Genomic DNA, 10,996 nt, shown 5'->3' with positions numbered 1-10,996 from the left:
CGGCACTGGTCAAGCGGCATCGATTTTCCACATACGCCGCCATCCGTTCGCGGGCCCCGGCAGTGGCAGGGATACTTAAGTCATGCAGCCGCGCAAGATCGTCATCCTCGGGTCCACCGGTTCCATCGGCACACAAGCGATTGACGTCGTCGATGCCGCACCACACCGTTTCGAAGTGGTGGCACTAAGCGCGGGCGGCGGGAACCTCGAACTCATTGCACAACAGGCGGTCCACACCAGGGCCCAAGCCGTGGGAATCGCCAAGGGAGATCCGGAAGTCCTTCGGCGGTTGATTGACGCCGCGGCCGCGGCTGAGGGCGTGCGGAATTTCGCTCCGGAGGTCTTTGCCGGACCGGACGCATCCACCCGGATCGCCGCCATTGAGTGCGACGTCGTCCTCAACGGCATTACCGGTTCCATCGGGTTGGCGCCCACTTTGGCCGCGCTGGCTACAGGAGCCACACTGGCTCTGGCCAATAAGGAGTCGCTGATCGTCGGCGGCGCCCTGGTCAAAGCTGCCGCTGGCCCCGGCCAGATCGTTCCCGTTGATTCTGAACACTCAGCCATCGCCCAGTGCCTGCGCTCGGGCACTGACCAGGAAGTTGAAAAGCTGATCCTGACGGCATCCGGTGGCCCGTTCCGAGGCCGCACGCGGGAGCAACTTCACAACGTCACGCCGCAGGAGGCCCTTGCCCACCCCACCTGGGACATGGGCCTCATGGTCACCACAAACTCGGCCAGCCTGGTCAACAAGGGCCTGGAAGTCATTGAGGCACACCTGTTATTCGATGTCCCGCTGGACAGGATCGACGTTGTGGTCCACCCCCAGTCGGTGGTGCATTCCATGGTCCAGTTCGTGGATGGCTCCATCATCGCCCAGGCATCACCTCCGGACATGCGGCTGCCGATCGCGCTGGGACTGGGTTGGCCGGACCGTGTCCCGCAGGCTGCACGCGCTTGCGACTGGACCCAGGCCACCAGTTGGACCTTCGAGCCCTTGGATACCGTGGCATTCCCGGCCGTGGACCTCGCCAAGGACGCAGCTAAGCAGGGCAGCACGTTCCCGGCCGTGTTCAATGCCGCCAATGAGGAAGCAGTGGAGGCCTTCCACGCCGGACGAATCCGCTTCACCGACATTGTGGATACCGTCGAATCCGTCCTCAGCGAACATTCAGGCTCTTCCGAGCTAACGGTGGAGTCGGTGCTGGATGCTGAGAGGTGGGCACGCGCCCGAACCCTTGATCGTTTAGCCAGCAGCGCCCTCTAGCTCACAACCCTTACGGAAGCAGTCCCACCGGCATGAGTCCTGTCCTTCTCTTCATCCTCGGAGTCGTCTTCGTCGCCATCGGCGTGGCCGTTTCCATCGCGCTGCACGAGGTAGGCCACCTGGTGCCCGCAAAGCTCTTCAAAGTGCGCGTCACCAAGTACATGATCGGTTTTGGACCAACGCTGTGGTCCAGGAAAAAAGGCGAAACAGAGTACGGCTTCAAGGCGCTTCCGCTGGGTGGCTACGTCTCCATGATCGGCATGTACCCGCCGAACAAGGAAGACGGCACCGTACGCCCCTCTAGTACCGGCATGTTCCAGACCCTCGCCACCGAGGCGCGTTCAATGGCGCACGAGGAAGTGGGTCCCGGGGACGAGAAGCGCGTCTTCTACAAGCTCCCCGTCTGGAAAAAGATCATCGTCATGCTCGGCGGACCGGCCATGAACATGCTGATCGGCTTGATACTTCTGGCAGTCCTGCTCATGGGCTTCGGAACAGCCCAGGCAACCACCACCATCGCTGACGTTTCCAAATGCCAGGTTGCCGCGGGGGAGACCGTGGTCCCCGATTCGGCGGATTGCAAACTGACCCCAGCCGCAGCCGCGGGCCTGCAGCCAAATGACACCATCACTTCCTTCGACGGAAAAACCGTCACCAGCTGGGACGAGCTCACCAGCTGGATCCGGGCCTCCGCCGGCAAGGAAGTTCCTGTCATTGTGACGCGCAACGGGACGTCAGTGGAGACCACGGTGACTCCGGTTCTCTCGTCCCGGCCCGTGGTGGGCCCCGATGGGCGGCAGGCACAGGACGCCAACGGAGTTTTGCAGTACCAGGAAGTCGGCTTCCTGGGTATCGGAGCCCAAAGCGCTTTGGTTCCCCAACCGGCGTCGGCCGTTCTGCCCATGGCAGGGGAGAACATCAAACAGATTTCCGGTGTGATCTTCAACCTGCCGGCCAGGGTGGTGGGGGTGGCGAAAGCAGCCTTCAGCGAGGAGCCCCGTGACCCAAACGGGCCTATCAGCGTGGTGGGCGTCGGCAGGGTTGCCGGCGAGGTAGCGGCCATGGAACAAGTACCCATGCAGGCACGGATCGGCACCCTGATCGGGTTGCTCGCAGGACTCAACTTCGCGTTGGCCATCTTCAACCTCATCCCGCTCCTGCCGCTCGACGGCGGCCATGTCGCTGGCGCCTTGTACGAAGGCGCGCGCCGCCAACTGGCCAAACTGCGTGGCAAACCGGATCCGGGAGCCTTCGACATCGCGAAACTCCTGCCGGTGACCTATGTGGTGGCGGCGTTGCTCATGGCCATGGGGGCGCTCTTGATCTATGCCGACATCGTTAAGCCCGTGAACATTTTCGGCTGAGCTGTGAACAATGCGGACAGATCTGTGAACAATGCAGGCAAAGCTGTGAACATATTCTGCGCAACCGGCGGGATAGGCTAGCTCCATGACTGTTTTCGCTGTTGAGTACGTATACGTCGCCGATTCAGGCGCCCTCCGCGACGAAGCCCGCCCAGCACACCGTGCTTGGCTCGGGGAACTGGCCGAGCAAGGCAAACTTCTTGCCAGTGGCCCCTATGGTGACGGCGCCGGCGCCCTGCTGATCTTCAAGTCGGCCGACGAAGCCGAACTCAATGACCTCCTCAAGCAGGATCCGTTCGCTGAAGCCGGCGTCATCGCCGGCATCCGCACCACGGAATGGGCGCCAATCATCGGTGTCCTGGCTGCCCACGCGTCCTAGCCCGGACGTCCTCCACCACAACGATTCACCCCAACCCAAGGAGTCCACGTGACCTCGGTCAGCCTGGGAATGCCAGCAGCCCCACCCCCCGTCCTTGCCCCCCGCCGGAAGACCCGGCAGATCAAGGTAGGGTCCGTTGGCGTCGGATCTGACTCGCCCATCAGCGTTCAGTCCATGACAACTACCCCCACCACGGATATCAACGCCACCCTCCAGCAGATCGCTGAACTGACGGCTTCCGGATGCGACATCGTACGCGTTGCCTGCCCGTCTGCCGACGACGCCGAGGCGCTGCCCATCATCGCCCGTAAGTCCCAGATTCCCGTGATCGCGGACATCCACTTCCAGCCGAAGTATGTCTTTGCCGCAATCGAGGCCGGCTGCGCAGCAGTCCGGGTCAACCCGGGCAACATCCGCAAGTTCGATGACCAGGTCAAAGAGATCGCTGCTGCGGCCCGTGACCATGGAACATCCATCCGGATCGGCGTCAACGCAGGCTCCCTCGAACCCGGCATCATGAAGAAGTACGGCAAGGCCACCCCGGAGGCTTTGGTTGAGTCCGCTGTGTGGGAAGCTTCCCTCTTCGAAGAGCACGGTTTCCACGACTTCAAGATTTCCGTCAAGCACAACGACCCCGTGATCATGGTGGCTGCGTACGAGATGCTCGCGGAAAAGGGCGACTGGCCCCTGCACCTCGGTGTGACCGAGGCCGGTCCGGCATTCCAGGGCACCATCAAGTCGGCCACGGCCTTCGGTGCGCTCCTGTCGCGCGGCATTGGTGACACCATCCGTGTTTCCCTCTCGGCTCCGCCGGTGGAGGAAATCAAGGTGGGCAACCAGATCCTGCAATCCCTGAACCTGCGCCCGCGCAAGCTCGAGATCGTCTCCTGCCCGTCCTGTGGCCGCGCCCAGGTGGATGTGTACACGCTGGCCGAACAGGTGACCGCAGGGTTGGAAGGCATGGAGATTCCGCTGCGCGTTGCCGTGATGGGTTGCGTCGTCAATGGACCCGGCGAAGCCCGTGAAGCGGACCTCGGTGTGGCCTCCGGAAACGGCAAGGGCCAGATTTTCGTGAAGGGCGAAGTCATTAAGACTGTGCCTGAGAGCGAAATTGTTGAGACACTGATCGAAGAGGCCATGCGCATCGCCGAAGAGATGGGGGAGGCCGATGGCGAAGATGCTGTCAAGGGTAGCCCCGTGGTTAGCGTCTCGTAACGAGAACGGCTTGGGAGTCAGGGTGCTCGGCAGTGCCGACACCCTGGCCCTTCGCGCGCTTGCAAGCGAGGATGCGGTGGCCAACGTATTTATCCTCGCGCACTTGGAAAGTACCGGTTCAGCGGCGCCCACCAGCGGCGGTGCCAGCATTTTCGGAGTTTTCGAAGGCCAAACGCTCCTCGGTGCGTGTTGGGCCGGCGCCAATCTTGTCCCCGTGCAGCTCGATCCCGGCCTCGCAGGGTATGTGGCCACGGCTGCCCACGAAACGGGGCGCCGTTACGCGTCCATTTTCGGGCCCGCGGAAACCGTGATGGCCCTCTATGCGCGATTCGAGCAACTGGGCCATAGCGCCCACGAGGTACGCGCCCAGCAACCTTTGCTCACCATCTCAGGTCCTCCCGTTATCGTCGCCAACCCGGCCCTGGCCTTCGGCACCATGGCGGACTTTGATCGCATCCTGCCGGCGTGCGCGGCCATGTTCGAAGAAGAAGTGGGTTACTCTCCCTTCCTTGGAGGGCAGGAGTTCTACAGCAGGCGCGTTGCTGGACTCATTCGGGAGGGCCACTCGCTGGTCCACATTGATGCCAACGGCACTGTGGTCTTCAAAGCCGAGCTGGGGGCGGTCACGCGGGAGGTCACCCAGGTCCAAGGCGTATGGATGAATCCCGAGCTGCGGGGCCGCGGCCACAGCGGGGGCTACATGGCCGCCGTCGTAAATCTCTCCAGAACCTTCGCGCCCGTGACGAGCCTCTACGTCAATGACTACAACACCAAAGCCCGGGCCACCTATGAGCGGGTGGGCTTCGAACAAGTGGGGACCTTCGCCACCGTGCTTTTCTAAAGTCGATGGGGAATCCAGTATTCTTGTCCATGTTGGCGACCGCCAGCACCGGAACACTTGACTCCTACGCCCACTGCGGCAAAGCAGTACACCTCGGCTGAACTTACAGACCTGGTCAAGCAGATCAAGCCAGCTGATGGCTCGGAACTGACTGTTACCGCCATTGACGACCTCGCTGCCCAAGCGAATCCGCTCAAGGAACTCATGGGTTCCATGAACATCGAACCGGCCGAGTGCAAGGATCTGGCCATGTCCGGCGCCTCGCAGTCCATTGAAGGCTCCACCGGCGCCACCGGGGCGAAGGTTGATACCGCAACCGGAAGCGTCTCCAGCGTAGCGTTGGTGTCCGGCGTTCCGGCGGAAACCCTGCAGAAGAGCCTCGAGGGGAGTGAGTCCCAGATCACCACGTGCTCCTCCATGAAGATGACCATGGGCGGCACAGCCTTGAGCATGAAAACCGAGAAGCTTGATGGGGTTGGTTCGGTCCCCGGCACTGTGGGACTTAAAACCACCATGACCCTCCCCGGTGGCCAGGCGCAGTCCACCGTGATGGCTTTCGCCGTCAAGGGCGGCGTGCTGATTTCCGCTACGGCATCGGGCCAGAACGGCGGCACAGACGGGGCAGCTGAGGCCGGCACCCTGATGGACCAGGCCGCGGCACTGGTCAAGTAGCCCTCACAGGCGCCAAGGACATCGTCAGGTGGTGGCTCCCGGGCCGTCCAGCTCTCCCGTAAGGTAGCGCTGGATGGTGGGGGCCACCATCTTTATGACGTCCTCCTGCGCTGCGCCGGCCAGCGGCTCAAGTTTGATGACGTAGCGGACCAGCACCAGGCCGATGACCTGGCTGGCCACCAGGTTGCTTCGGAGGCGCCGTTCTTCCGGCGTGCCCGGCAAGCCTGCAACCACCCGGGACAAGATGACCCGGTTGACCATCTCGCGCATGAGCGCCGTCTTGGACTTGGAGCCCAGGGTTCCCCGGACGTAGGCCACCAATCCGTGCTGAGCGGGGCTTTCCCACAACCGCAGTACAGCCCGGACAATCGCCTCCGCCCTCACTGCAGGGTCCAGGGTTTCGACGCCGGCAAGAACCTCCGCGGGGTCGGCGGGCAATTCCACGCTGGCGGCAAAGAGCTCATCCTTGCCCCCGAAGAAGTGGTGCACCATGGCCGGATCCACGGATGACTCGCGGGCTACTTGCCGCAGGCTTGTCCCTTCGAAGCCTTGCTCGGCAAACAGTCTCCGTGCGGCGGTGAGGATGGCTTCGCGTGAATGGTCTCCTGAGCTGCGGCGGCCCCTGCGCGCCTGGGGGACGCTCATCGGGTTTGTCGTCGGAGGGTCAGTGATGCCAGGACCAGAACTCCCAGAACAATCCCGCCCATGATCAGGGCGTCTTGCCACATGGTGGCTGTTGCGTCCGCATGCCCCGCAACCTCCTTCAACGCATCCACGGAGAAGGTGAGCGGCAGAACACCGGATATTGCTTCGAGGACCTCGTTCATGTCCTCCCGCGCCACGAACAGGCCGCACAACAGGATCTGCGGGACCACCACCACCGGCATGAACTGCACGGCTTGGAACTCGGTGCGGGCAAAGGCAGAACACAGGAGTCCGAGGGCGACGCCCAGGACGGCGTTGATGACGGCAATCATCACCACCAGGCCGGGGCTTCCCTTGATATCGAGGTCAAAAACCCAGTAGGCCACAGCTGTCGCCACCAGGGACTGCAGGGCCGCCATGATGGAGAAGGCCAGACCATAACCGAAGAGTAGGTCGGCCTTGTGGATGGGGGTGGTCAAGAGGCGCTCCAGAGTCCCGGAGGTGCGTTCCCTAAGCATGGTGATCGATGTGACCAGAAACATGACCACAAAGGGGAAGATGGCCAACATCATCAGCCCGACGCGGTCAAAGGTTCTGGGGAACCCCGGGGGGAGCGTTTCGTTTTCGAAGAGGAAATAGACGGCGGTCAGCAGTAGTGCAGGGACCACGAGGATCAGTGCAACGCTCCGGTGATCGTGCCGCAACTGCCCCAGGACCCGGAGGGTGGTGGCGAGGGTCATGCGGACATTCATGACGACACCTGACGTTCTTGCCGGTCGCGGTTAGCGGCTCTGATGATGGTGAGGAACGCCCGCTCCAGATCTTCGCTCTGTCCACGTTCGGCCAGTTCGGCGGGAGTTAGCTGGGCCAGGAGGAGGCCATCACGCAGGAGCAGAAGCGAGGAGCAGTGGGAGGCTTCCTCCATCACGTGACTGGAGACCAGCAGGGTTGTTCCGGCAGCCGCCATGGCCGCAAAGCGCTCCCATAGCTCGGCCCTCAGTACAGGGTCGAGCCCGACAGTGGGCTCATCCAGAACCAACAGTTTCGGGTGGGCCACCAAGGCGCATGCCAGGGAGACCCGGCTGAATTGCCCGCCGGATAGGTCAGCTGCCTTGTGGCGGGCAAGTGGTTCGAGCCCGACGGCGGCAATTGCCTCCGCGGTGTCCGCGGCGGTAGCGCCGTGCATGGCGCCAAAGTAGCGCACGTTCGCGTGCACGCTGAGGTCCGGGTAGACGCTGGCACCCTGGGTGACGTATCCGACGTCGTGCCTGAGCGATGCGCTGCCTGCGGGCCTGCCGAGGACGGTCACGGTTCCCTGGGTGATCCGTTGGACTCCGACGATTGCCCGCATGAGTGTTGTCTTGCCGCTGCCGGAAGGGCCCAGGAGTCCTGTGATCCGGCCGGCGTCAACGGTAAAGTCCAGGCCCTTGATGATCTTGCTGCGGGCGCGGTTTATATGAAGCCCCGTTGCCTTTATGGCTGCTGTAAGGGGTGTCATGCGAGCCTCCGATTGGGCACACTTAATTCATCGGATGATGAATTAAACGTAGAACCGGTGGGCAGGGCGGTCAAGGGCACTGCGTGGCGCTGTGGCCCGCCTTGAAAATGTGTCTACGATCACATAGGTTTTTCCCAAGCCGTGTCGTTGGGGTGCGGGTGGTACAGGGGGAATCATGATCAAGACCTTGACGGGCGCCATCGGCGGCCAAGCCATCCGTGAGCTCGGCAGTGACCAATGCTTCCCAGCCGCAGCTGATCCCGTTCCGCTGGAGGGGACGGCGATCTAGTCCCAGGACAGAGTCTGCGGCCGGCCGGCCGCTGAGCCACGCCATCGCAGGATGACCAGCCGGTTGCGGCCAGGGGCTTCCACACGCGACGGCGTGGCTCTTCTGTGTGCAAGCGCGCCGGACGCCAATCCAGGCCTGTTCAAGTGGCCGCGCAGTCAGCCGGTAGATTAGTAGACAGTTGTTTTTGCCACATCTGCCATAGAAACGGATACGTACCCGTGGTCCTTCGCCTTTCCCAGCTGTTCCTGCGCACCCTGCGTGAAGATCCCGTCGACGCCGAGGTCGCCAGCCACAAGCTCCTGGTCCGCGCCGGCTACATCCGCCGCGCCGCGCCCGGTATCTACACGTGGTTGCCGCTGGGGCTGAGCGTCCTGCGCAAGGTGGAGGACATCATCCGCCAGGAAATGTCCGCGATCGGAGCACAGGAAGTCCACTTCCCGGCTCTGCTACCCCGCGAACCCTACGAGGCCACCAACCGCTGGACCGAATATGGCGACGGCCTGTTCCGCCTCCAGGACCGTAAGGGGGCGGACTACCTTCTGGCCCCCACGCATGAGGAAATGTTCACGCTCCTGGTCAAGGACCTGTACTCCTCATACAAGGACCTGCCGTTGAGCCTGTACCAGATCCAGAACAAGTACCGTGATGAAGCACGTCCCAGGGCGGGCCTCCTCCGTGGGCGCGAGTTCATCATGAAGGACTCTTACTCCTTCGACATCGATGACGCCGGCCTGGATGCCAGCTACGCCGCACACCGCGCGGCCTACCTGAAGATCTTTGAGCGCCTCGGCTTGGAAGTCATTCCCGTAGCAGCCACGGCGGGCGCCATGGGTGGTTCCAAGAGTGAGGAATTCCTGTTCCCCACCGAGATCGGCGAGGACACGTTCGTGCGCTCGGCCGGCGGCTACTACGCCAACGTCGAAGCCGTGACCACGGTTGTCCCGGACGAGGTCGACTTCAGCAACGCTCCGGCCGCACAGGTCCTGGACACGCCGAACACTCCCACCATCGAGACTCTGGTGGAGGCCGCCAACCAGCTGGCTCCGCGCAGCGAGTCCGACGGCGGCGCATGGACTGCCGCTGACACGCTCAAGAATGTTGTCCTCGCCGTCACGCTGCCCACGGGGGAGCGCCAGATCGTGGTGATCGGCGTTCCAGGAGACCGCGGAGTGGACCTCAAGCGCGTGGAAGCCAACATTGGCTCCCACCTGCCCATCGCCGGTGAAATCGGCCTCGAGGCCGCCAACGAAGAGGACCTCAAGAAGCTGCCGTGGCTGGTCAAGGGTTACATCGGACCCGGCCTGTCCCTCGACGAGCCCGTTCTGGGCCTGGAAGGATCCTCCAAGGTTCTCTTCCTTGTGGATCCCCGCGTCGTCTCCGGCACCAGCTGGGTTACCGGTGCCAACGCTGATGGCAAGCACGTCTTTGGGCTGGTAGCGGGTCGTGATTTCGCGTGGGACGGCGTTATCGAAAGCACCGATGTCCGTGCGGGCGACCCCGCCCCGGACGGTTCAGGACCGCTGGAAACTGCGCGGGGCATCGAAATGGGCCACATCTTCCAGCTCGGCCGCAAGTACGCTGAGGCCTTGGACCTGAAGGTCCTGGACCAGAACGGCAAGCAGCAGGTTGTCACCATGGGCTCCTACGGCGTTGGCGTAACGCGTGCCGTCGCAGCGTTGGCTGAAGCCAACCATGACGACCGTGGTCTCGTGTGGCCGCGCTCGGTGGCTCCGGCCGATGTTCACGTCGTGGCTGTCGGTCGCGGCGATGAGATCTTCGAAGCAGCAGAAAAGCTTTCCCTTGAACTCGAAGCTGCAGGCCTGGACGTCATTTTCGATGACCGTCCCAAGGTTTCGCCCGGTGTGAAGTTCGGCGACGCCGAACTGGTGGGCGTCCCCATCATCCTGGCCGTTGGCCGAGGGCTCGTGGACGGTGTGGTTGAGATCAAGGACCGCCGCAGTGGCGAAGCCGAGAATATCGCGGTGGACAAGGCCGTGGACTACGTGGTCAACGCTGTACGAACCCGGTGATTTCCGGCTTCGAATCGATCCAGCTCACCACCCTCATCCTGATTGTGGTGGCTGGATTCGCAGCAGGCTGGGTGGACGCCGTAGTCGGGGGCGGGGGACTGATCCAGCTCCCCGCCCTGCTGCTGGTTCCAGGTATCACGCCCGTCCAGGCTTTGGCCACGAACAAAATGGGGTCCATTTTCGGGACCACCACCAGCGCGGTCACGTATTATCGCCGCGTCGGGCCGGATCTGAAGACCGCAATTCCCATGGCGGTGATCGCGCTGGCTGGGAGTTTCGGCGGGGCCATTCTCGCTGCCTCCCTGCCTGCCAGCGTTTTCAAGCCCATCATCGTGTTGGCGCTGATCGCAGTCGCCATCTTCACAGCCCTGCGTCCCAGCGCCGGTGAACTGACCGCCCTGCGCCACGACGGCCATAAGCATTACGTGGTGGCGTGCATGATCGGTGCCGTGATCGGCTTTTACGACGGCCTGATCGGTCCGGGTACGGGCTCGTTCCTGGTCATAGCGCTCGTTTCGGCCATGGGTTATGCGTTCCTGGAAGCCAGCGCCAAAGCGAAGATCGTCAACATGGCCACCAATGCCGGCGCGCTGATTTTCTTCCTCCCCCACGGCTCCCTGCTGTGGGGCGTAGGCCTCATCCTTGGCCTGGCCAATATGGCAGGCGGCTACCTCGGTGCCAGGACCGCTGTGGCCAAGGGAAGTAAGTTTGTGCGCCTTGTCTTCCTGATCGTGGTGGCTGCGCTGATCATCAAACTTGGCATTGACGTCTGGAACGAGAACTTCGCAGGGTAGGG

The 10,996-nt window shown here is 62.9% G+C and carries 11 protein-coding genes; 8 read left to right on the top strand and 3 right to left on the bottom strand.

Annotation, left to right across the window (positions count from 1 at the left end):
- Positions 1-82 precede the first annotated feature (82 nt).
- The 6 genes from dxr to HAV21_RS19690 all read left to right on the top strand — a co-directional run bounded on the left by dxr (position 83) and on the right by HAV21_RS19690 (position 5,738).
- On the top strand, positions 83-1,267 hold the full coding sequence (gene dxr / locus HAV21_RS19715) for a 1-deoxy-D-xylulose-5-phosphate reductoisomerase (RefSeq protein WP_166842842.1): 1,185 nt from the start codon (positions 83-85) through the stop codon (positions 1,265-1,267).
- A gap of 32 nt (positions 1,268-1,299) precedes the next feature.
- The gene (locus HAV21_RS19710) at positions 1,300-2,631 is read left to right on the top strand and encodes a site-2 protease family protein (protein WP_166842841.1); all 1,332 of its coding nucleotides are present in this window, start codon (positions 1,300-1,302) and stop codon (positions 2,629-2,631) included.
- 85 nt (positions 2,632-2,716) lie between these two features.
- Positions 2,717-3,010, top strand: coding sequence for a YciI family protein (locus tag HAV21_RS19705; RefSeq protein WP_142939672.1), 294 nt, complete (start codon positions 2,717-2,719; stop codon positions 3,008-3,010).
- A 48-nt stretch (positions 3,011-3,058) separates the two neighbouring features.
- Positions 3,059-4,225, top strand: coding sequence for a flavodoxin-dependent (E)-4-hydroxy-3-methylbut-2-enyl-diphosphate synthase (ispG, locus tag HAV21_RS19700; RefSeq protein WP_011774258.1), 1,167 nt, complete (start codon positions 3,059-3,061; stop codon positions 4,223-4,225).
- On the top strand, positions 4,188-5,066 hold the full coding sequence (locus HAV21_RS19695) for a GNAT family N-acetyltransferase (RefSeq protein ID WP_142939696.1): 879 nt from the start codon (positions 4,188-4,190) through the stop codon (positions 5,064-5,066). Before ispG ends, HAV21_RS19695 begins: the two co-directional genes overlap by 38 nt.
- A gap of 57 nt (positions 5,067-5,123) precedes the next feature.
- Positions 5,124-5,738, top strand: coding sequence for a hypothetical protein (locus HAV21_RS19690; RefSeq protein WP_166842840.1), 615 nt, complete (start codon positions 5,124-5,126; stop codon positions 5,736-5,738).
- 24 nt (positions 5,739-5,762) lie between these two features.
- Here HAV21_RS19690 and HAV21_RS19685 read toward each other — a convergent pair whose 3' ends face one another.
- The 3 genes from HAV21_RS19685 to HAV21_RS19675 are packed head-to-tail and all read right to left on the bottom strand — an operon-like array spanning position 5,763 to position 7,881.
- Positions 5,763-6,383 carry a TetR family transcriptional regulator gene (locus tag HAV21_RS19685; RefSeq protein ID WP_166842839.1) on the bottom strand — a complete coding sequence of 207 codons (621 nt, stop codon included), beginning with the start codon at positions 6,381-6,383 and terminating at the stop codon, positions 5,763-5,765.
- Positions 6,380-7,123 (bottom strand): ABC transporter permease, encoded by a 744-nt coding sequence (locus tag HAV21_RS19680; protein ID WP_208097211.1) that lies wholly within the window; start codon positions 7,121-7,123, stop codon positions 6,380-6,382. Before HAV21_RS19680 ends, HAV21_RS19685 begins: the two co-directional genes overlap by 4 nt.
- 8 nt (positions 7,124-7,131) lie before the next feature.
- Positions 7,132-7,881 (bottom strand): ABC transporter ATP-binding protein, encoded by a 750-nt coding sequence (locus tag HAV21_RS19675; protein WP_166842837.1) that lies wholly within the window; start codon positions 7,879-7,881, stop codon positions 7,132-7,134.
- A 507-nt stretch (positions 7,882-8,388) separates the two neighbouring features.
- On the opposite strand from HAV21_RS19675, the gene HAV21_RS19670 reads away from it, so the two are divergent.
- Both HAV21_RS19670 and HAV21_RS19665 read left to right on the top strand, forming a co-directional pair.
- Positions 8,389-10,200 (top strand): proline--tRNA ligase, encoded by a 1,812-nt coding sequence (locus tag HAV21_RS19670; protein WP_166842836.1) that lies wholly within the window; start codon positions 8,389-8,391, stop codon positions 10,198-10,200.
- Positions 10,197-10,994 carry a TSUP family transporter gene (locus HAV21_RS19665; RefSeq protein ID WP_166842835.1) on the top strand — a complete coding sequence of 266 codons (798 nt, stop codon included), beginning with the start codon at positions 10,197-10,199 and terminating at the stop codon, positions 10,992-10,994. The genes HAV21_RS19670 and HAV21_RS19665 overlap by 4 nt, the downstream gene beginning before the upstream one ends.
- Positions 10,995-10,996 lie beyond the last annotated feature (2 nt).

This window comes from Paenarthrobacter sp. MSM-2-10-13 (genome assembly GCF_011605365.1).
In the GTDB taxonomy this organism is placed as follows: domain Bacteria; phylum Actinomycetota; class Actinomycetes; order Actinomycetales; family Micrococcaceae; genus Arthrobacter.
This window is presented reverse-complemented; position numbering and strand designations above follow the sequence as displayed.